The organism is Amycolatopsis sp. NPDC114504, from assembly GCF_055633595.1.
On record NZ_JBVKDU010000003.1, the window covers coordinates 1598324 to 1623413 of the forward strand.

At 70.0% G+C, this 25090-nt stretch carries 25 protein-coding genes; 6 read left to right on the top strand and 19 right to left on the bottom strand.

Annotated elements, in window-relative coordinates:
* The 5 genes from ectB to ACZ7PG_RS29095 all read right to left on the bottom strand — a co-directional run bounded on the left by ectB (position 1) and on the right by ACZ7PG_RS29095 (position 7171).
* Positions 1-1254 carry a diaminobutyrate--2-oxoglutarate transaminase gene (gene ectB / locus ACZ7PG_RS29075; protein ID WP_470242217.1) on the bottom strand — a complete coding sequence of 418 codons (1254 nt, stop codon included), beginning with the start codon at positions 1252-1254 and terminating at the stop codon, positions 1-3.
* A gap of 15 nt (positions 1255-1269) precedes the next feature.
* Positions 1270-1782 carry a diaminobutyrate acetyltransferase gene (gene ectA / locus ACZ7PG_RS29080; protein ID WP_470242218.1) on the bottom strand — a complete coding sequence of 171 codons (513 nt, stop codon included), beginning with the start codon at positions 1780-1782 and terminating at the stop codon, positions 1270-1272.
* A gap of 299 nt (positions 1783-2081) precedes the next feature.
* Positions 2082-5036: a patatin-like protein gene (locus tag ACZ7PG_RS29085; protein ID WP_470242219.1), complete on the bottom strand. Its 2955-nt coding sequence runs from the start codon at positions 5034-5036 to the stop codon at positions 2082-2084.
* Between the two features lie 101 nt (positions 5037-5137).
* Positions 5138-6373 (bottom strand): DUF445 domain-containing protein, encoded by a 1236-nt coding sequence (locus ACZ7PG_RS29090; protein ID WP_470242220.1) that lies wholly within the window; start codon positions 6371-6373, stop codon positions 5138-5140.
* A gap of 6 nt (positions 6374-6379) precedes the next feature.
* Entirely contained in the window at positions 6380-7171 is a 792-nt protein-coding gene (locus tag ACZ7PG_RS29095; RefSeq protein ID WP_470242221.1) for an Abi-alpha family protein, read from the bottom strand.
* A 72-nt stretch (positions 7172-7243) separates the two neighbouring features.
* On the opposite strand from ACZ7PG_RS29095, the gene ACZ7PG_RS29100 reads away from it, so the two are divergent.
* Entirely contained in the window at positions 7244-8077 is an 834-nt protein-coding gene (locus ACZ7PG_RS29100) for a maleylpyruvate isomerase family mycothiol-dependent enzyme (RefSeq protein WP_470242222.1), read from the top strand.
* A 3-nt stretch (positions 8078-8080) separates the two neighbouring features.
* Here ACZ7PG_RS29100 and ACZ7PG_RS29105 read toward each other — a convergent pair whose 3' ends face one another.
* The 4 genes from ACZ7PG_RS29105 to ACZ7PG_RS29120 are packed head-to-tail and all read right to left on the bottom strand — an operon-like array spanning position 8081 to position 11308.
* Positions 8081-8515: a LapA family protein gene (locus tag ACZ7PG_RS29105; RefSeq protein WP_470242223.1), complete on the bottom strand. Its 435-nt coding sequence runs from the start codon at positions 8513-8515 to the stop codon at positions 8081-8083.
* 46 nt (positions 8516-8561) lie between these two features.
* Positions 8562-9701, bottom strand: coding sequence for a dipeptidase (locus ACZ7PG_RS29110; RefSeq protein WP_470242224.1), 1140 nt, complete (start codon positions 9699-9701; stop codon positions 8562-8564).
* Between the two features lie 42 nt (positions 9702-9743).
* Positions 9744-10346: an alpha/beta hydrolase gene (locus tag ACZ7PG_RS29115; protein ID WP_470242225.1), complete on the bottom strand. Its 603-nt coding sequence runs from the start codon at positions 10344-10346 to the stop codon at positions 9744-9746.
* The gene (locus ACZ7PG_RS29120) at positions 10343-11308 is read right to left on the bottom strand and encodes a ring-cleaving dioxygenase (protein WP_470242226.1); all 966 of its coding nucleotides are present in this window, start codon (positions 11306-11308) and stop codon (positions 10343-10345) included. Before ACZ7PG_RS29120 ends, ACZ7PG_RS29115 begins: the two co-directional genes overlap by 4 nt.
* An 83-nt stretch (positions 11309-11391) precedes the next feature.
* Between ACZ7PG_RS29120 and ACZ7PG_RS29125 the strand changes: the two genes are divergently transcribed.
* Together ACZ7PG_RS29125 and ACZ7PG_RS29130 are read left to right on the top strand one after the other, a co-directional pair.
* Entirely contained in the window at positions 11392-11838 is a 447-nt protein-coding gene (locus ACZ7PG_RS29125) for a MarR family winged helix-turn-helix transcriptional regulator (RefSeq protein ID WP_470242227.1), read from the top strand.
* A 53-nt stretch (positions 11839-11891) separates the two neighbouring features.
* Positions 11892-12272, top strand: coding sequence for a VOC family protein (locus ACZ7PG_RS29130; protein WP_470242228.1), 381 nt, complete (start codon positions 11892-11894; stop codon positions 12270-12272).
* Here the strand turns inward: ACZ7PG_RS29130 and ACZ7PG_RS29135 are convergent.
* From ACZ7PG_RS29135 to ACZ7PG_RS29165, 7 genes are all read right to left on the bottom strand, one after another.
* Complete coding sequence (locus ACZ7PG_RS29135; RefSeq protein WP_470242229.1) at positions 12264-13118, bottom strand: amidohydrolase family protein; 855 nt, start codon at positions 13116-13118, stop codon at positions 12264-12266. The two genes, ACZ7PG_RS29130 and ACZ7PG_RS29135, sit on opposite strands and share 9 nt — an antisense overlap.
* Complete coding sequence (locus tag ACZ7PG_RS29140) at positions 13115-14659, bottom strand: benzoate-CoA ligase family protein (protein WP_470242230.1); 1545 nt, start codon at positions 14657-14659, stop codon at positions 13115-13117. Before ACZ7PG_RS29140 ends, ACZ7PG_RS29135 begins: the two co-directional genes overlap by 4 nt.
* 9 nt (positions 14660-14668) lie before the next feature.
* Entirely contained in the window at positions 14669-16090 is a 1422-nt protein-coding gene (gene boxB / locus ACZ7PG_RS29145) for a benzoyl-CoA 2,3-epoxidase subunit BoxB (protein ID WP_470242231.1), read from the bottom strand.
* 5 nt (positions 16091-16095) lie between these two features.
* Positions 16096-17715, bottom strand: a complete 1620-nt coding sequence (gene boxC, locus ACZ7PG_RS29150) for a 2,3-epoxybenzoyl-CoA dihydrolase (protein ID WP_470242232.1) — start codon at positions 17713-17715, stop codon at positions 16096-16098.
* 32 nt (positions 17716-17747) lie between these two features.
* Positions 17748-18185, bottom strand: a complete 438-nt coding sequence (locus ACZ7PG_RS29155; RefSeq protein WP_470242233.1) for a hypothetical protein — start codon at positions 18183-18185, stop codon at positions 17748-17750.
* A gap of 87 nt (positions 18186-18272) precedes the next feature.
* Positions 18273-19175 carry a GNAT family N-acetyltransferase gene (locus ACZ7PG_RS29160; protein ID WP_470242234.1) on the bottom strand — a complete coding sequence of 301 codons (903 nt, stop codon included), beginning with the start codon at positions 19173-19175 and terminating at the stop codon, positions 18273-18275.
* A 153-nt stretch (positions 19176-19328) separates the two neighbouring features.
* On the bottom strand, positions 19329-21755 hold the full coding sequence (locus tag ACZ7PG_RS29165; RefSeq protein WP_470242235.1) for a beta-glucosidase H: 2427 nt from the start codon (positions 21753-21755) through the stop codon (positions 19329-19331).
* Positions 21756-21829: 74 nt separating this feature from the next.
* Between ACZ7PG_RS29165 and ACZ7PG_RS29170 the strand changes: the two genes are divergently transcribed.
* Positions 21830-22411, top strand: coding sequence for a TetR/AcrR family transcriptional regulator (locus ACZ7PG_RS29170; RefSeq protein WP_470242236.1), 582 nt, complete (start codon positions 21830-21832; stop codon positions 22409-22411).
* 15 nt (positions 22412-22426) lie between these two features.
* On the opposite strand, the gene ACZ7PG_RS29175 is transcribed toward ACZ7PG_RS29170, so the two are convergent.
* Both ACZ7PG_RS29175 and ACZ7PG_RS29180 read right to left on the bottom strand, forming a co-directional pair.
* A complete protein-coding gene (locus ACZ7PG_RS29175; protein WP_470242237.1) occupies positions 22427-22810 on the bottom strand; it encodes a TIGR03618 family F420-dependent PPOX class oxidoreductase in 384 nt (127 codons plus the stop codon).
* An 11-nt stretch (positions 22811-22821) separates the two neighbouring features.
* A complete protein-coding gene (locus ACZ7PG_RS29180) occupies positions 22822-23409 on the bottom strand; it encodes a dihydrofolate reductase family protein (protein ID WP_470242238.1) in 588 nt (195 codons plus the stop codon).
* Positions 23410-23499: 90 nt separating this feature from the next.
* Between ACZ7PG_RS29180 and ACZ7PG_RS29185 the strand changes: the two genes are divergently transcribed.
* Positions 23500-23955 (top strand): winged helix-turn-helix transcriptional regulator, encoded by a 456-nt coding sequence (locus ACZ7PG_RS29185; protein WP_470242239.1) that lies wholly within the window; start codon positions 23500-23502, stop codon positions 23953-23955.
* 3 nt (positions 23956-23958) lie between these two features.
* On the opposite strand, the gene ACZ7PG_RS29190 is transcribed toward ACZ7PG_RS29185, so the two are convergent.
* Positions 23959-24405, bottom strand: a complete 447-nt coding sequence (locus ACZ7PG_RS29190) for a MarR family winged helix-turn-helix transcriptional regulator (protein ID WP_470242240.1) — start codon at positions 24403-24405, stop codon at positions 23959-23961.
* Positions 24406-24455: 50 nt separating this feature from the next.
* Between ACZ7PG_RS29190 and ACZ7PG_RS29195 the strand changes: the two genes are divergently transcribed.
* Positions 24456-24959, top strand: coding sequence for a DUF1579 family protein (locus ACZ7PG_RS29195; protein ID WP_470242241.1), 504 nt, complete (start codon positions 24456-24458; stop codon positions 24957-24959).
* Positions 24960-25090 lie beyond the last annotated feature (131 nt).

The following is a 25090-nucleotide window of genomic DNA, read 5'->3' on the forward strand; positions in this document are numbered from 1 at the left end:
TTACTTCTTGAGGACGGCCTTGATCGATTCGTCGATGATCGAGAGGCCCTGGGTCAGTTCGTCGTCGGTCAGGGTGAGCGGCGGCAGGAGCTTCATGACTTCGCCGTCGGGGCCGGAGGTTTCCATCAGCAGGCCGCGCGCGAACGCCTCGGCGCAGACCCGGCCGGCCAGGTCGCCGTTCTCGAACTCCAGGCCACGCGCGAGGCCGCGGCCCTTGGCGGCCAGGTTCGCGTCCGGGTAGGCCTCGACGATGCCGGAGAAGGCGGCGGCGATGCGCTCGCCCTTCGCCTTGGTCGACTTCTCGAGCTCGTCGTCGCTCCAGTAGGCGTTGATCGCCTCGGTCGCGGTGACGAACGCGGGGCTGATGCCGCGGAAGGTGCCGTTGTGCTCACCCGGCTCCCAGACGTCGAGCTCCGGCTTGATCAGCGTCAGCGCCATCGGCAGGCCGTAGCCGCTGATGGACTTCGACAGGCAGATGATGTCCGGCGTGATCCCGGCTTCCTCGAAGCTGAAGAACGGGCCGGTGCGGCCGCAGCCCATCTGGACGTCGTCGAGGATCAGCAGGATGTTGTGGCGCTTGCAGAGGTCGTCGAGACCCTTCAGCCACTCCAGGCGCGCGGCGTTGATGCCGCCCTCGCCCTGCACGCCCTCGACGATCACCGCGGCCGGCTCGTTGAGCCCGCTGCCGGAGTCTTCGAGGAGCTTCTCGAAGTAGAGGAAGTCCGGCATCGCGCCGTCAAAGTACGCGTCGTACGGCATCGGGGTGGCGTGCACCAGCGGGACGCCGGCGCCGCCGCGCTTCATCGAGTTGCCGGTGACCGACAACGCGCCCAGCGTCATGCCGTGGAAGGCGTTGGTGAAGTTGATGACCGACTCCTTGCCGGTCACCTTCCGCGCCAGCTTCAGCGCCGCCTCGACCGCGTTCGCGCCACCCGGACCCGGGAACACGACCTTGTGGTTCAGGTTGCGCGGGTCGAGGATCTTGTCGCGGAAGGTCTGCAGGAAGTCGCGCTTCGCCACGGTGAACATGTCGAGCGCGTGGGTGACGCCGTCACGCTGGATGTAGTCGATCAGCGCCTGCTTGAGCCGCGGGTTGTTGTGCCCGTAATTCAGCGCGCCCGCTCCGGCGAAGAAGTCCAGGTAGGACTTCCCGCTCTCGTCGTAGAGATGGCTGCCCTGGGCGCGGTCGAACACGACCGGCCAGCCGCGGCTGTAGCTGCGGACCTCGGATTCGAGCTCTTCGAAGATGCTCATGACGTTTCTTTTCTCCTACTCGCCCGGATCTTTGCGTGCCGTGAGCGGACCGATGCGGTAAAGCTCTTCCGGTAGGTGTTCACCGTCGCCGGGGAAATCCGCACCGGCGAACAGCACCGTGGTTTCCACCGGCGCCTCCCAGCGCTTCGCGAAGGAGGTGAACAGCCGGATGGACGCTTCGTTGTCCGGGGTGATGGTGGTCTCGAGGTAACGCACCCCGTCGGCGACGAGCCGCGTGTACAGCGCATCCAGCAGCGTGCCGGCCAGGCCCTTTCCCCGCTGCGACGCGTCGACCGCGACCTGCCAGACGAACCCGACACCGGGTTCCTGCGGCCGGCGGTAGCCGGTCACGAATCCGACCGCCTTGCCGTCTTCACGCGCGACCACCGAAGTCTCGGCGAAATCGCGGCACCACAGCATGTATGCGTACGGCGAGTTGAGATCGAGCTTGGCGGAATCGCGCGCGATTCGCCACAGCTCCGCGCCGTCCGCCTTGGTCGGCGATTCGATCAAGTGCGTTACGGACATACTCAGGAAACGTAACAGAGAATTTTCGACCTGCCAGCGACGCAGCTCACCGACCCCGCAATGACCTGGGGCGACGCGGGGTACCCGGTGAGGAGTCCCACAAACCTGTTTGAAGTGGACGGTCCCGGGGCATACGCGCGGCTGGGTCGCGCACCCGTGGTTCGCGACCTACCCGCACCCTGAACCTTCGAGCCCGTGATCGCAAGGCGACGGGCCGTATTCCGCACGAGTCCGCACGAGCGGCGCCCTTGACCGGACGTCTCCCACTCAGCGGCCCCCGCGACGGTGGATCGTCCGGATCAGGCGCCGCGCCGGTGCCGCAGCCGGCGCCAGATCCCGCTCACCGGCATCACGACGGCCGGCAGGACCAGCAGCCCGGACACCACGAGCCACCACACCGCGCCTTCGCCGCGCCGCCAGCCGGCCACCACGCTGCCCAGCCAGCCGAAGAACGGCTGCGCGAGCGGGGGCAGGAACGACGCCAGCAGCAGCGCCGCCACGACCAGCACGCCCAGGGCCGCGAACAGCCGGCGCGCGGTGCGGCCCATGGTCAGCAACGCCGTCGCGAGGTAGATGACCGCGCCCGCCAGCACCGGGAGGCCGATCCACTGCAGGATCGCGCCGCCGCTGTCGCCGATGACCAGGCCGGCCAGCAGCGCCAGCACGCCCGCCGCCAGCGAGCCCGGCGTGCCCAGCTTGGACGCGCTCTGCGTGACCTTCGCCGTGCTCCGGGCCACCGTCCGCAGGATGCCCGCGACCGTCTTCGGCCAGCCGCCGGGCAGCCGGAACGCGACCGTCCCCGCGTTGACCGTCGCGGCGCCGAGCTTGACCAGCGTGCGCGTGAGCTGCGCCGTGCCCTGCTCGCCCGCGAGCTTCTCCGCCGACACCTGGCACGCCTGGAACACGCGCTGGGCGGCGGCCGCGTCGGCGATCGGCTGCGCGGCCCGCGTGCGGAACCCGGCCGACGCCTTCCCGCTGCACCCGCTCACCTTGACGTCGGCGGCCGCCCGCGTCGCGACGACCGGCAGCTCCTCCGCGGCGATCTCCGCCTGGCGCGCGCGGGCCAGCACCATCGCCGTCACGGGCATGCTGACCGGCCGCTCGGTGGCGAAGTCCACGGCGTTCAGCGCCGAGTCCAGCCCGAGGAACGCCAGCTCGGCGTCGAGCTGGCCGGTCAGCTCCCCGATCTCGGCGGGCTCGGCGTTGTCGTCGCGGTCGGGCACCCGCCACGCCGGCTTCAGCGCGGTGACCAGTTCGTCGCGGAAGGCTTCCGCCCCGACGAGCTCACGCAGGGTTTCCAGCCGTCGCGGGTCGAGCAGGCACTGCACCAGCCAGCCGACGCCGTCGACGCGGCCCCACATCCAGTCGCTGGCGCGCCACGAAGACTTGTAGAACGCGCCGAAGTAGTCGGCCTGCAACCCGGTCAGCTTGTCCGCCGACCGGCGTCGCTTGAGGTCCAGCAGCGTCCGCGAATCGGCGCTGACCTGCACGAGCTCGACCCGCTGGTCGACCGACGGCGCCTGCGCGAGCAGCCCCCGCGTCGCGACGTGCAGGCCGAGCAACCGGGCCTGGACGACGTCGTCGCCACCGCCGGGCAGATCCAGCCAGTCGAGCAGCGTCTTGACCGTGCCGGGCGTCTCGCCGCTCAGGGCGCGCAACGCCGGCGTCGCGGCCCGCAACGCCGTCACGACCATGGGCCAGGCCTGCGCGACGTCGTCCGAGCGGCCCAGCCCGGCCCACTCCCCGGCGAGCTCGCGGATCCAGGCGTCGAGCGTGCTGCTCGCGCCGGGTTCGTCGTGCGCGGCGACCCACTGCGCGAGCCGCACGCCCCGGGCGGAGGTCTTCCGCGCCGCGTGCAGCCCGGCCCGCGCGTTGTTGAGCTCCTTCGCCTGCGTGGGATCGGGGCCGAGCTTGAACCCGGCGTTGATCAGCTGCAGCCCGGTCGCCACGGCGTCGTCGAGCGCGCTCGTGCGGTACGCGACGAGGTCCGCGACGGTCATGCTCGCCGACGGCGGCTCCGGCGGGATGCCGCTGCTCAGCCCGGCCACGGCGACCGCGCGCAGCTGCTGCGACATCCCCGAGGCCCACTCCCGATCCTCGGTGTCCACATCGGACAGCGCATACCGGCGGGTGGCGACACGGACCAGCTCGGCCGCGTCCTCGGCCGTCCGCCGCTCCAGGTACGAAGTGGCGATTCCCTTGTCCACCAGGCATTCCGGGCCACCGCGCAGGCCCAGCGCCGCCAGCGAGACGCGGGTGTCGCGCGTCCGGACGACGGCGTCGTTGTGCCGGGTCAGGTCCTCCAGCTCGGCGCTGATCGACTGGCTCATCACCGTCGAGACGACCTTGCTCATCGCGTTCGACAGCAACGGCGGGTTCGCCGCGTCGCAGGCGATCTCGGTCGCCTCCCGCTCGCCGGTCGGCACGACGTAGAGCAGCAGGCGCCGGACGTCCGCGTGCGACGGACGTTCGAAGATCTCCCGCAGCGCCGGCCGCAGCGGCTTGTTGAGCAGCACACCGCCGTCGGTGAGCCAGTGCGAGCGGGTCAGGTCGGTGTAGGCGGTCATGTCGGGGTGCAGCTCGTCGACGCCGTCCGGGCCGATCGGCATCCGCGACAGCTCGAAGGCCCCCGGGAACGACGCGGTCGAACGCGCGGCGAGCGCCAGCGGGCCCTGCACGCCTTGCGTCCACAGTGGACCGTCGAAGCGGAAGAGCATGCGATGTTCGGTGTCCCGCACGAGGTTCCCGAGCGCGTCGTCGAACCGGGTGGTCTCGCCGTCGATCATGGTCCCGGTGAGCAGCACGGTGACGTCCGGCGGCTCGGCGGGCGCGGCCCCGGCGTCGCTGATCCGGTGCAGCGCGCGTTCGAAGTCGCCGAGCAGCACGCGGTCCCCGTCGAGGATCGACCGCGGCTGCGCCTCGGCCGGGTCGCGGACGAGGTTCTCGAGCGAGCCGATCTCGATCCAGGTGTCCCGCAGTACTTGCGGGGTGGAGCCGAAGGCCTCGGCCAGGCCGAGACAGGCGGCGTTGACCCCACCGGCACTGGTCCCGGTGAGCACGTCGATCGACACCGACGCGCGCAGGAGGTCGAGCAGCCGGCGGTAGAGCCCGGGTTCGGCGTCCCCTCGCGACTCGCGCAGCAGCTGCGACGTCTCGGTGGCGACCCCGCCCATCCAGATGGCGAGGCTGGCACCGCCCACCATGGTCATGGCCAGCCGGATCTCCTGCGGCCACGGTTCGGCTGATTGAGGCATGGGCTCCCCCGCCCGTCGTCGTACTGACGCAGAGTAGAGGCGCAAGGTGAGCGCAGGGATACGTCCGGGTGTACGGCCGTTCGGGTGGAGTTGTTCCGCCGTCAGGCCGCGAGGTGCTCCAGCAAGAGCACCTGCCCCTCACCGACCGCGAAGCCCAGCACCGCGCCCGTCGCGATCAGGATCCACTCGTCCTGCTCGAAGGCCGGCCGGAGCAGCCGCTCGAACTCGTGCGGGGAGAGCTCCTTCATCTTCGACACCAGGACGTTGCGGATGTCCATCGCGTCGGTCGCGTAGTCCTCGATGTACCGCATCGTCTCCGGGAGGCGGTTCATGATCTGCTCCGCGATCGCCAGCTTCACGTCCTGGTACTTCCGGCTGCCCACCGCGAAGACCAGCAACGGCCTCGCGACGCTGCCGAGCTCGCGGTCGAGCTGACGCTGGATCAACGCCAGCACCCGGTCCGACAGCGGGCCGTGGAGGATCGCCTCGATGACGTTGTGCGGCGTGATGATCTCCTGGGCGATCAACGAGCCGTACGCCTCCGCGACCTCCGCGCGCCGTTTGAGGAACAGCCCCTGCCACGTGACGCCGAAGTACTTGCGCGGCTCGATCGGGTAGAAGATCATCCGCAGTGCCAGCCAGTCGGTGAACCAGCCGGTGAACAGGCCGAACAGCGGCATGATCAGCGGGAACTTGAACAGCACCCACGCGACCATCTGGATCACGCCGATCGCGCCGCCGAAGACCAGGCCGGAGCGGGCGATGAACTTGAACTCCTTCGCGCCCGCCTCCTGGAAGATCCGGTTCAGCAGCCGCTTGTCCTTGACCAGGCTGGTGACGACCATGCCCTTGAGGTCGAACACACTGTCCACATCGGACTTGATCAGGTCGAGCACGGCCGCGACCATCCGCGGCGACTCGTGCTGGACGCGCTCGATCACCAGCCGCTGGACCCGCACCGGCAGCGACTCCCACAGCCCCGGCTGGTAGTGCCCGGCCACCTCGCGCACGATGTCCTCGACGCCCGCGAGCAGCGGTTTCTCGATCTCCTGGGCGATCCGGGACGCGTCCAGCCGCGCGACGACCTCGGCGGGTTTGATCAGCTGCTCGGTCATCGTGTCGCAGGCGATGCTCGCCATCCGCGCCGCGCGCTTGGGCACGATGCCCTGCCAGCCGAGGAACGGCTTGATCCCGATGAACTCCACCGGCTGGAACATCATCCGGATCGCGACGAGCTTGGTGCCGTAGCCGATCAGCGCGGCGACGATCGGGATCGAGACGTAGAGGGGCCAGTGCTGCGCGAAGTCGGCGACGATGCCGGCGAGGAACGACCCCATCCCCGGTCAGCCGAAGCTCGGGTCGCAGGCTTGCCAGAACTGCGCCCCCAGGCGCGAGACGTGGATCGTCCGCCGGACGTACTTCGCGCGTTTGACGTGCTTCTCCGCGTCGCGCACGGTCTCGTCGGTCAGCAGGATCTCGTACTGCGTCTCCAGCGACGGCACCTCTTCGTCGAGGTCGACCAGCCCCAGCCCGATCAGCCGCGTGACGTACCCGGGCACCTGGTCGGGCAGCGACACCCCGGCCGCCTTGCCGACCGTCGAGGCGTTGCGCAGCGCGACGCGCCCGCTGCCGCCGAGGCCGGTGCGCTCGACGACGTCGATCACCGGGAACGGCGAGCCGTCCGACAGCGCGGACAGGATGCGGGCCTCGTCCGGGGTCAGCTGACGCAGGATGATCGCGTAGAAGTACTCGCGCGCCCGCTCGCGGCCGAAGCCGATGGAGTGGTTGAGCAGCTCGGCCATCGCGGCGCGCAGCGGCTCGGCGTGGTTGTCGCGCGCGGGCACGATGGTGACGGTGGCTTCGACCTTGCCGGGCACCGCCGGGCGGTTCATCGCGGACGCCGCCGTCAGGGCCGCGTGGTACGGGTCGTCGACCTCGTCGAGACGGCGGCGCAGCTCGGCCAGCAGCTGCCGCTCGACCTGCCGCACCCCGCGTTCGGCGGTCTCGACGCCGGGGAGCTTGCGGCCCAGCGCGAACCCGGTGCGCGCGGCCCAGCCGGCCAGCTGCCCGGCGCGCCGCGCCAGGTCGGCCACCTCGTCCCCGGTGCCCCGGCCGTTCGGTCGCTCTGCGTTCACGAGCCCACTCCCCTCTGCTTCCGGGCTGATGCTACCTGCGGGTAGGCCGGATGGAGGTGTTTGGATGCCCACATGAGTCCGACGCGCTGGGGCCCGCCGATCGACGTCCTCCCGTACTTCTCCAAAGAAGAACAGGCGCTGATGACGCTGCTCGGCGCGCTGACCCCCGAGGACTGGGAGCGTCCGACGATGTGCGCGGGCTGGACGGTCAAGGACATCGCCGCCCACCTGCTCGGCGACAAGGTCGGCCGGCTGTCCCGCGGCCGCGACGGGCACGCCTCCGAAGCCCCCCGCCCGGGTGAGGCGTTCCCCCGGTTCATCGACCGGATCAACGAAGAATGGGTCGTCGCGTGCCGCCGTCTCTCGACGGACGTGCTGCTCACGATGATGTACGAGTTCATGGGCCAGACGACCGAGTACTGGGCGAAGCTGGACCTCGACGTGCTCGACGAACCGGTGAGCTGGGCGGGCGACGAGCCGGCGCCGCGCTGGCTCGACGCGGCCCGCGACTATTCGGAGTTCTGGGTCCACCACGTGCAGATCCGCGAAGCGCTGGAGCACACGCCGCTGGAGGCCGAGTACGCCGAGCCGATCGCCGACACGTTCGTCCGCGCACTGCCGCACACCCTGCGCGACGTCGACGCGCGCGTCGACGCGCGCGTCGGCAAGCAGGTCGGCTACACGGTCACCGGCGCCGGCAGGTGGTACGCCCGCCGCGAGCGCGACGGCTGGACGCTCGACCGCGGCGCACCGCCGTCCCGCACCCCGCTGGCCACCGTGACGACGGACCTGGACACGTTCTGGCGGCTCTGCACCCGGAACGCACCCGACCTCGGCCGGGTGCGGGCTTCGGGCGACGAAAACGTTTGCGCGCGGGTCCTGACGATGACCTCGATCATCGTCTAGCCGTCAGCGGCGACGGGCCTGCTTCCGCAGCTGCAGGATCCGGGCCCCGCCGATCAGGGCGACCAGTACCGCGCCGCCGATGGCTGAGAACAGCATGGCGATCGCCAGTGGCAGGCTGCCCTCGGCGCCGAAGAAGTGCACCGTTGCCGGGTCGAGGTTCTGCAGGATGAAGACCAGCAGCACCACCAGCACCACCAGCCCGGCGATGACCGCGACCCAGGTGCCGCTGATCCGCGTCGGCCGGGAGCGCTTCTTGGTGGCCGCGCCGGTCCGGGCCGGGGCCGGGCGCACCGGCGTGACCTCCTCGGCGCCGGGCCGGACGTCGCCGGCGCGCAGTTCGGCGGGCTCGAGGGCGCCCTCGGGCACCTCGTTCCCGGGCAGGTCGTGGTGTGTCGGGCCGGTGGGGCGGTCGGCCGCGCCCCCGCGCGCGTGCGTCATGTGACCAGTGTCCGTCCGGGACGCGGGGAGCGCTGAGCCAAACCCCCTAACGGGCGAAGCCGTCGACCTCCCGGAGTACGCGGAGCGTGTTCTTCCCGGCCAGCTTCGCGCAGTCCTCGTCACTCCACCCGCGTTCGAGCAGCGCGGCGAACAACACCGGGTACTTGGACGTGTCCTCCAGCCCCTCCGGCAGCGTGCCGACACCGTCGTAGTCGCCGCCGAGGCCGATGTGGTCGATCCCGGCGACCTCGCGGGCGTGCTCGACGTGCGCGACGACGTCGTCGACGGTGGCCTTCGGCTTGACCGGGCCGTCCCACTCCTTCACGAACTCGCCGCGCTGGGCCAGGTTCCGGTACTCCTTGCCGGCGGCCTCCATCGCGGCCTTCAGCTCGTGGTCCCACGCGGTGACCTTCGGCGAGATGAACGCCGGCACGAACGTGGTCATCGCGACGCCGCCGTTGCCGGGCAGCTGCGCGAGGACGTCGTCGGGGATGTTGCGCGGGTGGTCGTTCACCGCGAGGCAGGAGGAGTGGCTGAAGATCACCGGCGCCGAGCTGACCTCGATCGCCGCCCGCATCGTCGACGGCGCGACGTGCGAGAGGTCGACCATCATCCCGATCTTGTTCATCTCGCGCACGACGTCGCGGCCGAACTCGGTGAGCCCGCCGTGCTCGGGCTCGTCGGTGCCCGAGTCGGCCCAGGTGGTGTTGAAGTTGTGCGTCAGCGTCATGTACCGGACGCCCAGGCGGCGCAGGATCCGCAGCACGCCGAGCGACTCGGCGATGCTGTGCCCGCCCTCGGCACCCAGCAGCGACGCGATCCGGCCGTCGGCGAACGCGGCTTCGGCCTCGTCCGCGGTGTCGACCAGCCGGAGCCGGCCGGGGTAGCGCTCGGCCAGCTGGTGGACGACCTCGATCTGCTCGAGGACCGCGGTCACGGCGCTGTGGCCTTCGAACTCGCAGGGCACGTACACCGACCAGAACTGCATCCCGAGCTTCCCGTCGGCGAGCTTCGGGAAGTCGGTGTGCAGGGCAGGCTGCCGGACGGTCAGGTCGAGCGACGCGGCCGCCTCGACCGGGTTCGGGCCGCCGTGCTGCCGCAGCTCCCACGGCAGGTCGTTGTGCCCGTCGGCGAGGATGACGCCGTCCAGCAGTTTCGTAGCACGCTGTAGTGCCTCGTTAGTCATCGCCCGATCGTAGGGCGAGCCGATATACGCTCCGTACAAACGTCAGGGCGCGATCCACTTCGCGGCCGCGCGGACGCCGTCCACCGTGATCTGGTGCCCGCCGGGGTGGCGCTGCGTGACGATGTCGGCCCCGCGCTCCCGCAGCAGCCCGATCAGCTCCTCCGTGGACGCCAGGGGCGCCATCGGGTCGTGTTCGCCGTTCGCCAGGAAGACGCGGGAGCCGGACAGGTCGTGCGACGGCGGCTCCGGCACCGGCGACATCGCCGCGAACAGTGCGGCTTCGCGGACGACCTCCGGCCGCAGCAGCGTCACCGCGGCCGCGATGTTGGCGCCGTTGGAGAAGCCGACGGCGACGAGCCGCCGGTCACCCAGCCCGTACTTCTCGCGGGCTTCGAGGACGAAGTCGGCGAGCTCGTTCGCGCGCTTGACGACGTCTTCGTGGTCGAACACGCCCTCGGCCAGCCGCCGGAACCAGCGCGCGGCGCCGTACTCGGACACCGGGCCGGCCGGGGCCAGCACGGCGGAGTCCGGGCTCAGCTCGCGTGCCAGGCCGAGCAGGTCGTCGGGGCTGCCGCCGGTGCCGTGCAGCAGGAGCAGCAGCGGCGCGTCCGGCACCCCTTCGACGTACTTGTGCGCCAGCGTCATGACAGCTCCGGGTTGTTCTCGGCGGGGAGGTTGAGCTTGGGCAGCATGTGCTGGATCTCGTCGCGGCGCGGCTCGAGCCACGGCGGCAGCTTGAGCGCGCGACCGAGTTCCAGCAGCGGCTCGTCGATGGCGAAGCCGGGTTCGTCGGTCGCGACCTCCAGCAGCGTGCCGCCCGGCTCGCGGAAGTAGATCGAGCGGAAGTACTGGCGGTCCAGGATGGACGTCACGTGCACGCCCTGGTCGACGAGCTCTTCGCGCCAGGTCTTCTGCGTCTCTTCGTCGGGCGCGCGCCAGGCGACGTGGTGCACGGTGCCCGCGGCGACCAGGCCGCGCGGCGCGTCCGGCGTCACGAGGACGTCGACCAGCGCGCCCGGGCCACCCTCGCCGGCGGCGAACCGCAAACGATTGCTGTCCTGGGTGGCGAAGCTGAGGCCGAGGCCGTCGGTGAGCATGCCGGCGGTGGCGTCCTCCTTGTTCACCGACAGCGTCACCGAGTGCAGGCCGCGGACCGCGTGCTCGGCCGGGACCAGCTCGGTGTCCCACGGGTCGCGCGGGTCGCCCTGCGGGTGCGCGACGAGGGCGAGCTTCAGGCCGTCGGGATCACGGAAGGTGAGCGTGTCTTCGTTGTCGGCGTTGCGGACTTCGCCGGTCTCGACGCCGTTCGCCGCGAAGTGCTGCTTCCACCAGCCGAGGGAGGATTCGGGGATCGAGAACGACGTGGTCGTCGCCTGACCGGTGCCGTGACGGCCGCTCGGCGCGTCCGGCCACGGGAAGAAGGTCATCAGCGAGCCCGGCTTGCCGGCGCTGTCGCCGTAGTAGAGGTGGTAGGTGCCCGGGTCGTCGAAGTTCACGGTGGTCTTCACCAGCCGCAGGCCCAGGGTCCGCAGGTAGAAGTCGGCGTTGCGCTGCGGGTCGCCGCCGATCGCGGTGACGTGGTGCAGGCCGGACGTCTTGATCGCCATGGTTGCCTCCTGGTTTCAAGGTAACCGCAGAACCTCTTGCGAGCAAGATATATTCCGTACAGACTTTCCGGTAGGCTGAGCCGGTGGATCCGAAGACCGACGACGATGAGATCGTCACGTGGTGGGGCCTGGTCATCGAGGGCTACCTGGCCACGCAGGACAAGCTGATGGGCGAGATCGCCGACCGCCTCGGCCTCGCACCCGCGTCGTTCGACATCCTGCTGCGCCTGGTCCGCTCGCCCGACCACCGGATGCCGATGACCAAGCTGGCCACGGAGGCGGCGCTCTCCAGCGGCGGCTTCACGAAGGTGGCCGACCGCCTGGTGGCGGCGGACCTGATCTGCCGTGTCCCGAGCCCGGACGACCGCCGCGTCACGTTCGCGGCGCTGACCGACCACGGCCTGGACATGGCGAACAAGGCCAGGACCACGGCGGCGGAGATCCTGCGCCGCATCGTGCTGACCCCGCTGGGTGACGACGCGCCGGCACTCGCGGAAGCGATGCGAACACTCCGCGCGTTCAACGCCTGAGGTTGAAAAAGTCGAGGTCACAGCGGTGCGCGTCGCGGCGCACCATGGAAACCATGCTGACCGAATCGACCATCACGACCATGCTCCCGGTGACCGACAGCGAACGCGCCGGCCACTTCTACGCGGACTCCCTGGGCCTGAAGCAGACGGGGAAGGGCGAAGACGGAACGCTGTACTTCGCGGCGGGTGCGGGGGCCATCGGGCTCCGGACCATGCCGGCCGGAGCGCAGAGCGAGAACACGGCGTTGAGCTTCGAAGTCTCGGATCTTTCGACCGAGATCAGAGCCTTGGAGGGCCGCGGGGTGCGCTTCCAGGACTTCGACGTGGAGGGACTGAAGACGGTCGACCACATCGCGGAGCTGGGTAACGAGCGGGCCGCCTGGTTCACCGACTCCGAAGGCAACGTGCTCTGCCTGCACGAGGTCCTAGGCTAGGCCCGGCATCAGCTTCACCGCGTTGCCCCCGAGGACGCCGGTCAAGACGTCCTCGGGCAGGCCGAGCCCGGCCAGCTTCCGCACGTTGGCCGCCACCGAAGGCACCCCGGGCCAGTCCGTCCCGAACACGAACTTCCCGGCCAGCCGGGCGAGGTCGAACCGCTGGTAGTACTCCGGCAGCTTCTTCGGCGGCAACCCGGCGAGGTCCAGCCAGACGTTCTCGCGCGCCAGTGCGAGGAAAGCCGCGACGTCGTACCACCACCCGCGACCACCGTGGGCGAAGACGAACTGCAGCGACGGGAAGTCCTCGACCACATCGGACATCAGCTCGGGGTTCCCGAAACTGGTGCGAGAGCCCGGAAAGCTCGACGTTCCCGAATGGAGGATCACCGGCACCCCACGTTCGGCGCAGAGCGCGTAGACCGGGTACAGCTCCTTGTCCGCCGGAGAGAACGCCCCGTGCACCGGGTGGATCTTCAACGCCACCGCGCCCAGGTCCAGCTGCCGTGCCACCTCCGACGCCGGTGGGTGGTGCAGATACGGATTGACGTTCGCGACCAGCCGGAACCGCGTGGGGTTGTGCGCCACCAAAGGCAAGTTGTCCTCGATCGGCTGAATCCCGGTCGCCCGCGGGCTGTACTCGCAGAACAGCAGCACCCGGTCGACGCCCTCGGACTCCATCAGCTCGTCCATCGCCGACGGGATCACCGCACCGTCCGAGGAGTACACCGAACGCCACGGGTACGAACCCGCGAAGTCGTGCGCCCACTGCGTCCAGGCAGGCTTGAGCGTCGGCAGCCGCGGGGTGTGGACGTGCGCGTCCACCACGAAGTGCCCGTCGATCACGTGCTGGGCACCACCCGCAGGACGTCGCGGACCTGCTCACGGATCACGTTCCGGCGGATCTTGCCCGTCGCCGTCTTCGGCAGTTCCGCCAGTTCGACCACTCCTCGCGGACGCTTGAACGCCGCGAGACCTTCGCGGCAGAACTCGATCAGCTCGTCCGGGTCCACCGTAACCCCGGGAGCGGCGACGACGCACGCCACCGGCTTGTCGAGCCCGTCGGCGTCCGGTGCCGCGACGACCGCGACCTCGGCCACCGCCGGGTGCTGCCGCAGCCGTTCCTCCACTTCGGACGGCGACACCCAGATCCCGCCCGCCTTCAGCATGTCCCCGAACCGGCCCAGGCACGAATAGGTGCCGTCCTCGTTCCGGACGTAGCTGTCGCCGGTCCGCAGCCATTCGCCCTGGAAGACGAGCTTCGTCGCGTCGTACCGCGCCCAGTAGCCGGTCGCCGTCGACGGCCCGGCCACGAACAGCTCGCCCGGCTTGCCGACGGCGTCGATCACCGCGCCCGCCTCGTCGCGGATCTGCACGGAGTACCCGGGCACCGGGACGCCGGTGCTGCCCGGCCGCACCGACCCGGGCTGGTTCGACAGGAAGATGTGCAGCGCCTCGGTGGACCCGATGCCGTCGAGGATCTCCAGCCCGAAGCGGGCCCGGAACCGTTCGAACAGGGACGCGGGCAGCGGCTCGCCGGCCGAAACCGCCTGCCGCACCGAGGAAAACGAGTCATCCGGGACGTCGCTCGCGAGCAACGCCGCGTAGAACGTCGGAACGGCGAAGAACAGCGAAGGCCGCTCTTCGCGGACGCGTCTGGCGAACAACGCCGGCGTCGGACGCGAGGGCTCGAGCAGCGCCGTCCCGCCCGCCCCGAGCGGGAAGAAGCACGAATTCCCCAGCCCGTAGGCGAAGAAGAGCTTCGGGACCGACAGGAACCGGTCCGCCGGCGTCGTCTCGAGCACCCCGCGCGCGTACGTCTCGCACACCGCGCGGATGCTCGCGTGCCGGTGCATCGCGCCCTTCGGCTGTCCCGTCGTCCCGGACGTGTACAGCCACAACGCGGGCGAGTCCTCCCACGTCTGTCCACTTCGGAACGAGCCGGCCAGCGACGACCACTCGTGCGTCCGGACGCCGAACCCCGCGCCGTCCGACCGGTCGAGCAGGACGTCGGTGACCTCCGGCGCGAACCCGAGCGCGGTCACGGCCTGCTCGGCGAACTCGCCGGACACGCACAGCAGGCGCGCCCGCGAGTCGGCCAGCATCTTGCCCAGCTCGAGCCCGGTGACCATCGTCGACACCGGAACGGCGACCGCGCCGGCCAGCATCGCGCCGAGGATGCCGGTGAGCAGCTCGACGTCGTCGACCATGCAGAACATGACGCGCTCTTCGGGCCGCACACCGAGCTCGACGAGCCCGCCCGCGACCCGGCGCGACTCGGCCGCCAGCTCGGCGTAGGTGAGCGTGCGGCGGGGCGACACGACCGCGGTCGCGTCCGGGCGCCCGGCCGAAAGCAGGTACTCCGCGGCATTGAACCCTGTCGCCACCCAGACCTCCTACGTGAGGTAGACGTACTCGTAGTCGAAGGGCTTCCCGTTGATGCCCTGCCGCGGCGGGGCCACCCAGCTCGCGATCTTCCCCCGCTCGTACACCGGGTGCATCAGCGAGCGGACGAACGTCAGGTCCTCGGTGGTGGGCAGCCACTTGCTCTTGCCCGCCTGCCAGGTCGCCTCGTCGACGATGGTGCCGTCGGGAGTGACGTGGTGGCCGGAGTTTATGCCGACTTCGCGGTTGAAGCCAGGGTGCGGCAAGCGGAACGTGAAGTCGATCCCGGCGTCGGCGAGGATCTTGTTCCAGCGTTTCACGCCGGTCTGGCAGTCGGCCACGTACTCGCTGCGCAGGTCGAGGTTCAGCAGCAGGATCGCCTGCATCTCCTCCGCCGTCCAGGTGCCGTCGCCGGCCGGTTTCTCCAGCGTGCGGGCGTCGTCGGTGAGCTTGTGGTCGTCCTTGCGGCGCGTCTCCTGCCAGCGGCCCTTGAGCCCGGCGGTGTAGTAGTTCGCCGCGTTGGTCGAGGTCTCGCTGCCGAACAGGTCGAGCGAGACGGTGTAGTGGAAGTTGATGTACTTCTGGATCAGGGTCAGCGGGATCCCGCCGTGCGGGCCGATGTCGAGCGTGTCGTGCTCGCGGATCAGCTCGGCGCTGCGGATCACCACGCGGTCGACGCCGGTGGTGCCGACCATCATGTGGTGCGCCTCCTCCTTCAGCATGAACTCGCAGGTGCGCGAGAGCGGGTCGAAGGAGGACTCCTTGAGCGTGCCGAGCTGGTACTTCCCGTCGCGGTCGGTGAAGTAGGTGAACATGTAGAAGGCCAGCCAGTCGGCGGTCTCCTCGTTGAACGCGCCGAGGATGCGGGGTGCGTCGGGGCTGCCGGAGTTGCGCAGCAGCAGCCCTTCGGCCTCGTCACGGCCCTCGCGGCCGAAGTACGCGTGCAGCAGGTACACCATCGCCCACAGGTGCCGGCCCTCTTCGACGTTGACCTGGAACAGGTTCCGCAGGTCGTAGAGGCTCGGCGCGGTGAGCCCGAGGAGCTTCTGCTGCTCGACGGACGCCGGTTCGGTGTCGCCCTGGATGACGATCAGCCGCTGCAGGTCGGCGCGGTACTCGCCGGGCACCTGCTGCCAGACCTCTTCGCCCTTGTGCTCCCCGAAGGCGATCCGCCGGTCCGGGTCGCGCTCGGCGAGGAAGATGCCCCACCGGTAGTCCGGGACGTTGACGTGGTCGAAGTGCGCCCACCCCTCCCGGCCGACGCTGACCGCGGTGCGCAGGTAGACGCCCTGGGTCTCCAGCGTCGGGCCCATCTCGCCCCACCAGTGCATGAACTTCGGCTGCCAGCCCTCCAGCGCGCGCTGGAGCCGCCGGTCCTCCGAGAGGTTGACGTTGTTGGGGATCTTGGCGTCGTAGTCGATCTTCTCGGGCATCTGCGCTAGACCCGCTTCCTGTCGAAGACGGCCTTCTGACCCGTACCGTATCGGCGCAGCGCGCCGTCCGGCCCGGATGCGTTCGGCCGGGTGAAAATCCAGTTCTGCCAAGCCGCCAAGCGGCCGAAGATCTTGGTCTCGACGGTCTCGGGACCGACGAACCGGTGGTTGGCCTCCATGCCGGTGAGCGCGTCCGGGGAGAGCGACGCGCGGCCTTCGAGGGCGATCCGGATCTCGTCCTCCCAGTCGAGGTCGTCCGGGGCGTCGGTGACCAGGCCGAGTTCGACGGCTTCGGCCGCGCTCAGCTCGTGGTTCTTTTCGCGCGCGAGCCACGCGAGGTGGTCCTCGTCGCCGTAGAAGCGCGTCTGCAGCCGGGTCAGGCCGTTGCCCATCGGGAACGGGCCGAAGTTGGCTTCGCTGAGCCTGATCGTCGCTCGTTCGTCGGAATCTTCGTCGTCGATCGGCGGCCCGTCCAGGATGTACTGGCGGTCGGCGGCGAGCGCGAGTTCCAGGAGCGAGCCGGCGAAGCAGCTGCCGGGCTCGATCAGCGCGATCAGCGTGCGGCTGGTGACGTCGAGGCGCTTGAGCGTGCGCTTGAAGTACTGCGTGATCTCGTTGCCCAGCCAGTCCTTCGCGCCCAGTACGGCCTGTTCGTGCGCGAGCACCTTCTCCGGGTCGCCGACGGTCTTCAGGATCCACGTGCCGGCTTCGACCTCGTTGGTGCGCAGCCGGAGGATGGCGTCGTCCAGCTCGCGGGTCATGGCGAGGAACCAGCCGTTCGCGCCTTCTTCGTGCAGGTCACCGGGGTCGTTTTCGGGGCCCTTGACGGTGATGGTGACCTGGTCCTTGGTCACGTCCGTGTCGACATAGCGATGTTCGAGCGGGGTCAGCTCGATGCCACCCTCGCCGGTCCGGTCGGACTCGCGCGCGATCTCGCGGGCCCGCTTCGCCACGGCGTCACGGAACCCCTGGCGCGGCACCAGTTCGTCGACCAGCCGCCAGTCGACCGCGGTCTTCCCCTTGACGCCGTCGGAGCGGGTCGCGAAGACGTCGGCGAGGTCCCGGCGCACCCGCCGCTTGTCGACGACCCGGGTGAGCCCGCCGGTACCGGGCAGCACGCCGAGCAGCGGCACCTCGGGCAGCGCCACGGTCGAGGAGTTGTCGTCGATCAGGAGGATCTTGTCGCAGGCCAGAGCGATCTCGTAGCCGCCGCCGGCGCACGTGCCGTTCACCGCCGCGACGTAGGTCTGGCCGGAGTGCGCGGTGGCGTCCTCCATGCCGTTGCGGGTCTCGTTGGTGAACTTGCAGAAGTTCACCTTCCAGTGGTGCTCGGACGCCGCGAGCATCCGGATGTTCGCGCCGGCGCAGAAGACCTTGTCCTTCGCGCTGGTCACCACCACCACGCGGACCTCGGGGTGCTCGAACCGCAGCCGCTGCGTGGCGTCGTACAGCTCGATGTCGACCCCGAGGTCGTAGGAGTTGAGCTTGAGCTCGTAGCCCGGGACGAGCCCGCCTTGCTCGTCGACGTCCATTTCCAGCCACGCCACCTCCCCGTCGAGCTGGAGGCGCCAGTGGCGGTACTCGTCCGGACGGCGGTCGAAGGTCACCGGTGTGGTGGTGGTCACTCATCCGAGTGTCTACATAGTTCCGACGAACGTCAATGTTGTGTAGAAACTTGATCTCGCGAGGTCACCCGGTTGAGTGTCGCCCACGCCCAGGTGAGGAAAGCCCAGAGCGCGAGCCCCGCTGCGGCATCCGTGAAGATCGTCGCGAAGAAGAACCCGGGGATCTGCGGTACGCCGGTCAGGAAGTGGCCGAGCGTGATCATCCCGGCCAGCGAATAGACCAGCAGGAACGCCAGCGCCCGCGGATAGCGCCTTTGCACGTACGCGCGGTAGCCGAGCCAGCCGAACGTCGTGAACAGCACCCAGCCGAAGGCGACGACGATCCCCGCCACCGTGGCCGGGACGCCGGGCAGCTGCGGGTAATCGGCGACGCGGATGGCGTTGTGCGCGTAGTGGATTGTCGTGCTGACCAGCGAAAAACCGAGGATCACGCGGAGCTTCGCCAGCCCCTTGCCCTGCAGAACGTCCATCTCGGGCCCCCTTGCCGATTTGATAGATCGCTCTAGCGACGGTACCGCGCGGCGGCCGCGCCGGGCAAGACGCGGCCGCCGCGGGGGTCACACCAGATCGATGCGGTGCTGCGTCACCGGGTAGCCGGCCTTGGCGAAGGCCTTGGCCATCGGGATGTTGCCGACGTCGGTGCCCGCGACGATCTTTTCCGCGCCATACCCGATGAGGTCGTGCGTAGCCTCGACCACCAGGTCGTACGCGTAACCGTGACCGCGCTGCTCCGGCACGACGGCGACGTACCCGACCACGGGGTCGTAGGCGTTGCGGCTCGGCAGGACGAACCCGGCCAGCTCACCCTCGGGCGTGTACGCCAGCCGCCACCAGTCCCGCGGCGCCGGCATCCACAGCATGATGTCGAGGTCCTCGCGCGCGGCCGCGTCGAGCCCGTGCTCCTCGACCGTCTTCCGGACGTGCGCGTCGAGGCTGCCGACGTGCACCTTCTTGAAGACGTCGAGGATCACGTCGTCGTCCGGCTCGGGCCGGAAGACGAGCCGGCCGGTCCGCGCCGGCAGGCCGTTTTCCGGCGTCCAGCAGAACCGGTAGCGCTCGACGAGCTTGCGGTAGCCCGCCTTCTCGGCCGCCTCCACGCGGATGGTGACCTCGTGCGCGACGTCCGGGTCGTCCTGCCAGCCGGGCGGCGTGGTCAAGGCGTACTCCGCGCGCAGCGGGACCCTCTTCAGCAGCTCGACGCCCGCGTCGAAGTCGGTGAAGTCGAACCAGTCGAGCGCGATCGGTTCCTCGTCCTTGGGCGTGCCCCACCACGCGGCCCGCGCCACGACGACGTCGTCGCGCAGCGCGACCCAGACCCACTCGGGCCGGTATTCGCCCTTGGCCGCCATCTCGGCGAAGTCGTTGCCGAACAGCTTGCGGCCGACGAGGCCGCGGTCGGGCAGGGAGGTGAACAGTGATTCTTCGCCCGCTTCGAGCGGGCGCACGACCAGATCGGTCATGGAAGTCCTTCCGGGAGTACGCGCTCCCGGTCAGAAACCCGGCACCCTCGAGGCGAGGTGGGAGCGCGTGATCGGTTGCGTGATCATCGGACCCACCTCCCTTTCGCTCGTTCCGGGGTGCGCGGCTGAAGTTAGGGGCTCCCGCGGCGGGCGTCAACGTATTTTCTGGAGGACGACCCGCGTGCTCAGCCGGGGCTGCGCGTAGGAGTGCGAAGCCTCCAGGACGTACTCGCCGGCGATGTGCTGCCAGCCGTCCCGCCAGACTTCGACGGACCTCGGCGTGATGACGACGTCGGTCTCGACGGACTCGCCGGGTCCCGCTTCGACGCTCGCGAAGCCGGCCAGCCAGCGGGGCGGCCGGTCGCCGCGCTCGGTCGGGGCCAGGTAGAGCTGCACGACTTCACGGCCCTTGCGCGTCCCCGAGTTGCGGATGCGGACCCGGACGCGTGCGCCGCCTTCGTCGTCCGGGTAGACGTCGAGCTCTTCGTAGACCCAGGTCGTGTAGCCCAGGCCGTGGCCGAACCAGTACGCGGGTTGCGTCTCCGTCTTGGCGTAGGCGCTGTACCCGATGTACACGCCTTCGCCGTACTCGAGAACGCCTTCTTCCGGCGTCACGTCGGTGACCGGGGCGTCTTCGAGCTTCGCGGGCCACGTCGTCGGCAAGCGGCCGCCGGGTTCCTCGAGGCCGAGGAGGACGTCGGCGAGCGCGTCGCCGCCAGCCTGGCCGGGGAACCACGTGAGCAGCACCGCGGCGACGTCGGCGCGCCACGGCAGTTCCACCGGGGAGCCGGCGTTGACGACGACCACGGTGTTGGGGTTGGCCTTCGCGACCCTGGCGACCAGTTCGTCCTGCCTTCCCGGCAGTGCCAGGGAAGTCCGGTCGAAGCCCTCGCTCTCGACCTCGGCGGTGGTGCCGACCACGACGATCGCGACGTCCGACTTTCCGGCCAGGGCAACGGCTTCGTCGAGGGCGGCGTCCGGGTCGAGGACCGGGCCGCGGTGACCGAGCGCGAAGGTGACCCAGGCGAAGGTGCCGCGGGCGAACTCCGCCATCTCCGACGGGATCCAGTACGTCAGGCTCACGTCGACGAGCTCGCCCGCCGTCAGCTCGATCTCCCGGCGCTGCTCGATGACCTGCATGATCGACGTGAAGACGTCACCGCCTTCGGGCAGGTTGACGCCGTCGAAGAGGGTCTGCCCGGCGACGGCGAGGCGGAGGTCGCCGGGGCCGGTGACGGCGAAGGTGTGCGTCCCGGTTCGTTCCGGCAGGTAGGTGCCTTCGATCTCGACCGACGCGAGCGTGGCGAGGTCGAGCCCTCTCGGCAGCTCGCCGATCCAGTTGATTTTGGCTTCCCTGAGCGGAAATTCAGCCAATCGGGTGCCGTCCGCGGCTTTGGCGGTCGCGCGGAGCCGGAAATTGTCGGTGGCCGGCGGTAGCGTCGTTCGCGGATCGGCACCGATGGCGAAAGCCAGGTCGGTGCCCGGGGGAACGGCCTTCCGGAGGCCGTCGAGAGGGGAGACGATGTGGTCGGGGAACACGGTGGCACTGCCGCCGCCGAGGATCTTGGGGTCCTCGGCCAGCGCGCCGATCAGGGCGATGCTCTGCGGTTCGCGCAGGGGCAGCAGGCCGGTTTCGTTGCTGAGCAACACGAACGACCGGTGCGCGACCTCGCGCGCGATCGCATCGCCGTCCATAGTGGACTGTTTGGCGGCGGGGCTGTCGCCGAGCGCGCCGGTCCGGTGGGCCAGCAGGAGCACGCGGCGCACCATCTCGTCGACGACGTCTTCGTCGACTTCGCCGCCGCGCACGGCTTCCGCGAGCTGTTCCCCGAAAACCGTGCGGGGGCCGGGCATCGCGACGTCGAGGCCGCCGTTGGCGGAGGCGACGGTGTCGCGCGCGGCCAGCCAGTCGGAGACCACGAAGCCGTCGAAACCCCATTCGTCGCGCAGCACGCCGTGGAGCAGCTCGGCGTGCTGGGTCATCGTGGTGCCGTTGACGCTGTTGTAGGCGGCCATGATCCCCCACGGCTTCGCCCGCCGGACGATGAGTTCGAACGGCGCGAGGTAGAGCTCGCGCAGCGCGCGCTCGCCGACGTGGACGTCGGCGGTGAAGCGCTCGGTCTCGAAGTCGTTGGCGACGAAGTGCTTGACCGTGACGGCGACCCCGCCGTCCTGCACGCCGGTGACGTAGCCGGCGCCGATCATCCCGGTGAGGAGGGGATCTTCCGAGTAGGACTCGAAGTGGCGGCCGCCCAGGGGCGAGCGCTGGAGGTTGACCGTCGGGGCGAGCAGGACGTGCACGCCCTTGCGGCGAGCCTCCTGCGCGAGCAGCCGGCCGGCGCGCACGGCCAAGCGCGGGTCCCAGCTCGCGGCGAGGGCCGTCGGGCTGGGGAGCGTCACCGAGGGGTCGTCCGGGCTCCACCGGACTCCGCGGACGCCGACCGGGCCGTCCGAGAGCACCAGGGACCGGAGCCCGACCCGCGGGAGCGCGGGCAGGCTCCAGACGTCCTGGCCGGCGAGCAGGCTCGCCTTGGTGTCCAGGTCGAGCTCGGCCAGCAGCGCGTCGACGTCGAAGCTCATGGACCCGTACTCTACCTGGCGATGGGTAGTGAACGTTATGGTTCCGTGACAGCTTGTCCCGTAGGCTCGGGATCATGACCCGGGCCAGGGGCGCCGACCGCCGAGCGAGCATCGTCCGAGCGGCGTTCGAAGTGATCGCCGAACGCGGCTATCGCGGCACTTCGCTGGCCGCGGTCGCCGAACGCGTCGGGCTGACCCAGCAGGGGCTGATGCACTACTTCCCCACGAAGGAAGACCTGCTGGCGGCGGTGCTGGAGACCCGCGACGAGTGGGACCTGCTGCACTTCGGGCACGCCCCGCAGGGCGACGAGTCGTCGATGACGGTCAACCAGCTGGCCGAGCTGGTCGACTACAACACGACCCGGCCGGGGATCGTCCAGACGTACACGGTGCTGTCGGCGGACAGCGTCACGGAGGACCACCCGGCGCGCGAGTACTTCCACGACCGCTACGAGCGGGTGCGCGCGGGCATGACCCAGATGCTCGAACGCCACCGTGACGAGCTGCCGCCGGGCGCGACCCCGGAGCAGCTGGCACCGATTGCGATCGCGGTCCTGGACGGCTTGCAGCTGCAGTGGCTCCTCGACCCGGAGAAGGTCGACATGCCGGCCGGGTTCCGCACGTTCCTGACGCTGCTGGGCATCAAGCCGGACTGACGCTCGGCCTACAAATCAGCCCATGCCCACGCTCTGCCGCTCGACCTCGATCAGCGCCACGACCCGCTCCTGCTCCCGCGGGTACGGCTGCCCGATGTACTTGGTCGCGATCCGGTCGACGATCGCCCAGCCCGCGTCGCCGTCGACCCACTCCGCCACGCGGCCGCGGATGATCACCGGCTCGAACGGGTTGTCGACCGGCGTCAGGGACAGCGCGACCCGCGGGTCGCGCTGAAGGTTCTTGGCCTTGCGCGAGTCCGGGCCCGTCATGATCGCGATGTACTCGCCCTCGGGGTCGACCCAGAGCGGGATCGAGTGCGGGGCGCCGTCGGGCAGGACGGTGGCGAGGTGACCCACGACGGCGGTCTCGAGGATGCGGCGGATGGTGGCGTCGATCATGGCTTTCTCCTTTAGGCGATCGCGTAGTGGAGGTGGGTGACACCGGGCGCGGCGACGGCTTCGATGAGCCGCAACCGTACGTGCGAAGGCAGCTCCTGGAAGAACGACCGGCCGCCGCCGAGCAGGACCGGCACCTGGTGGAGGACGACCTCGTCGACCAGGCCCGCCGCCAGCGCCGACGTCAGGACGCCGCCACCCATGAGGCCGACGTCCTTGCCGCCCGCGGCCTCGCGGGCGGCCTCGATGGCCTCCTTGACGTCGCCGAACAGGGTCTGACGCTCGGTCAGCTCCGGCGCGGGCCGGTGGCTGACGAGGAAGAGCGGGGCGTCCGGGTGCGGGCTGCCGCCGCCGAAGTGGTCCGAGTCCTCGTAGGTGTTGCGACCCGCCACGATCGCGCCGACGCGGCCGGCCAGGTCGTCGAAGACGCGGGCGCTCGGCTCGCTGAGGGTGAAGAAGTCGAACACCCGGCTCCGCGTGTCGCCGTCGGTGTACCAGTCGAAAAGCGTTCCACCGTCACCGAGACCGTGCCCGGGGCCGGCGTCGCGGCCGGTGATGTACCCGTCCACCGACACCGCGTGGGCGGCGAAGACCTTGCTCATCGTCGCGATCCTTTCGGAGTTCCTTGAGGAGACTTCATGACCGTAGCAGTCAGAGTTCCCTGAGGGAACCCTGAATGCTAAAGTGGTCTCATGCAGCGCACGAACTTCAGCGAACTGGCCGCGTGCTCCATCGCGCGCACGCTCGACGTCATCGGCGAACCCTGGTCACCCCTGATCCTGCGGGACGTGTGGGTCGGCATCAGCCGGTTCGAACAGATCCAGGCCGACCTCGGCATCTCGCGCAAGGTCCTGACCGAACGCCTGAACCACCTCGCCGACCAGGGCATCGTCGAACGGCGGCCGTACGACCGGCGGCCGCGCTACGAGTACGTCCTGACCGAACAGGGCACCGAGCTCGTCGACATGCTCATGGCCATGACCCGCTGGGGCGACAAGTGGCTCGCGGGTGAGGCCGGCCCGCCGGTGCTCTACCGGCACCACGCGTGCGGCGAAATCACCACCGTCGACCTGCGCTGCACCCACTGCGGCGAGTCGATGCACGCCCGCGACATCGACGTGCTCCCCGGCCCCGGCGCGGCGAAGTAACCCTCAACGCAACCGCGGCTGGGCCACGACCTCGCGCAGCCGCCGCAACGTCCGCAGCGTCGTCTCCAGGTCTTCCTGGGACACCGATCGCGCGACGTCCTCCGCCCAGTCGACCTGCGCCACCCCCAGCTCGCGCAACGCCTCCTTCGCCCGCCGCGTCACCGACAACAGCGGCGCCCGCGCATCGGCCGGGTTCGGCAGGCGATCGAGCATTCCGTTGCGCAGCAAGCGGTTCACCGTCTCCTGCACGCTCTGGCGCCGCAGCCCGCGGCGGCGCGCCACCTCCGCGGCGGTCGCCGGGCCGTCCTCGAGGAAGCCGAGCACCTGCCACTGCGCCGCCGTCAGCCCGACCGGCCCCGTCAGCGCGTCACCCGCCGCCAGCAAGCAGCCGTTGCACGCGAAGACCGCGTCGATCACCCGGGTGAACGTCTCGGCTCGGAGGGACCACATGCGTGCTAGTCTCGCACATCGACAGGCACCTGTCGAAATGGAGACGCCCCATGGACATGCCCACCCTCGGCCCCGCGCACGCCGCCCTGAAGGCGTTCACCGGCGACTGGACCGGCACCGAAGACCTCGCCGCGTCGCCGTGGGCGCCCGCGTCGACCGCGCGCGCCGGCTGCGAATACCGCCTGGCGCTCAACGGCTTCGCGCTGGTCCAGCACTACCGCCAGCACCGCGAAGACGGCTCGGAGTTCCTGGGGCACAACGTCTTCACCGTCGACCCGCAGACCGGCGAAACGCTCTGGTACGGCTTCGACAGCTACGGTTTCCCGCCCGAGTCACCCGCCCGCGGCGACTGGAGCGGCGGCACGCTCGTCCTGGACAAGAAGACCGCGCGCGGGGTCGCCCGGCACCGGCTCACCCCGGACGGTGACACCCTGACCCACGAAATCGACGTCAAGATGGGCGAAGACCGCGAATTCAGCCCTTTTCTGCGCGCGCGGTACACCCGGGAAAACGGGCAGGAGGAAACAGGCGACGCCCCTCCCCCCTTGGCATGAGGGCGTCGCCTGTTTCCGGTCTGTGCCACCACATTCGCGGACCTGCCGACGCGGGCTATCCGGCGATCGGTCAATTACACAACAGATATTAGTTATTCTGTGTTGCTCGTTTTCAGGCCGTCCAGCGAGTG

What these genes read in the sequence shown, in the direction of transcription:
- ectB (WP_470242217.1), bottom strand. Translation starts at nt 1,254, where the DNA reads ATGAGCATCTTCGAAGAGCTCGAATCCGAGGTCCGCAGCTACAGCCGC.
- ectA (WP_470242218.1), bottom strand. Translation starts at nt 1,782, where the DNA reads ATGTCCGTAACGCACTTGATCGAATCGCCGACCAAGGCGGACGGCGCG.
- ACZ7PG_RS29085 (WP_470242219.1), bottom strand. Translation starts at nt 5,036, where the DNA reads ATGCCTCAATCAGCCGAACCGTGGCCGCAGGAGATCCGGCTGGCCATG.
- ACZ7PG_RS29090 (WP_470242220.1), bottom strand. Translation starts at nt 6,373, where the DNA reads ATGGGGTCGTTCCTCGCCGGCATCGTCGCCGACTTCGCGCAGCACTGG.
- ACZ7PG_RS29100 (WP_470242222.1), top strand. Translation starts at nt 7,244, where the DNA reads ATGAGTCCGACGCGCTGGGGCCCGCCGATCGACGTCCTCCCGTACTTC.
- ACZ7PG_RS29105 (WP_470242223.1), bottom strand. Translation starts at nt 8,515, where the DNA reads ATGACGCACGCGCGCGGGGGCGCGGCCGACCGCCCCACCGGCCCGACA.
- ACZ7PG_RS29110 (WP_470242224.1), bottom strand. Translation starts at nt 9,701, where the DNA reads ATGACTAACGAGGCACTACAGCGTGCTACGAAACTGCTGGACGGCGTC.
- ACZ7PG_RS29115 (WP_470242225.1), bottom strand. Translation starts at nt 10,346, where the DNA reads ATGACGCTGGCGCACAAGTACGTCGAAGGGGTGCCGGACGCGCCGCTG.
- ACZ7PG_RS29120 (WP_470242226.1), bottom strand. Translation starts at nt 11,308, where the DNA reads ATGGCGATCAAGACGTCCGGCCTGCACCACGTCACCGCGATCGGCGGC.
- ACZ7PG_RS29130 (WP_470242228.1), top strand. Translation starts at nt 11,892, where the DNA reads ATGCTGACCGAATCGACCATCACGACCATGCTCCCGGTGACCGACAGC.
- boxB (WP_470242231.1), bottom strand. Translation starts at nt 16,090, where the DNA reads ATGCCCGAGAAGATCGACTACGACGCCAAGATCCCCAACAACGTCAAC.
- ACZ7PG_RS29155 (WP_470242233.1), bottom strand. Translation starts at nt 18,185, where the DNA reads ATGGACGTTCTGCAGGGCAAGGGGCTGGCGAAGCTCCGCGTGATCCTC.
- ACZ7PG_RS29160 (WP_470242234.1), bottom strand. Translation starts at nt 19,175, where the DNA reads ATGACCGATCTGGTCGTGCGCCCGCTCGAAGCGGGCGAAGAATCACTG.
- ACZ7PG_RS29165 (WP_470242235.1), bottom strand. Translation starts at nt 21,755, where the DNA reads ATGAGCTTCGACGTCGACGCGCTGCTGGCCGAGCTCGACCTGGACACC.
- ACZ7PG_RS29170 (WP_470242236.1), top strand. Translation starts at nt 21,830, where the DNA reads ATGACCCGGGCCAGGGGCGCCGACCGCCGAGCGAGCATCGTCCGAGCG.
- ACZ7PG_RS29175 (WP_470242237.1), bottom strand. Translation starts at nt 22,810, where the DNA reads ATGATCGACGCCACCATCCGCCGCATCCTCGAGACCGCCGTCGTGGGT.
- ACZ7PG_RS29180 (WP_470242238.1), bottom strand. Translation starts at nt 23,409, where the DNA reads ATGAGCAAGGTCTTCGCCGCCCACGCGGTGTCGGTGGACGGGTACATC.
- ACZ7PG_RS29185 (WP_470242239.1), top strand. Translation starts at nt 23,500, where the DNA reads ATGCAGCGCACGAACTTCAGCGAACTGGCCGCGTGCTCCATCGCGCGC.
- ACZ7PG_RS29190 (WP_470242240.1), bottom strand. Translation starts at nt 24,405, where the DNA reads ATGTGGTCCCTCCGAGCCGAGACGTTCACCCGGGTGATCGACGCGGTC.
- ACZ7PG_RS29195 (WP_470242241.1), top strand. Translation starts at nt 24,456, where the DNA reads ATGGACATGCCCACCCTCGGCCCCGCGCACGCCGCCCTGAAGGCGTTC.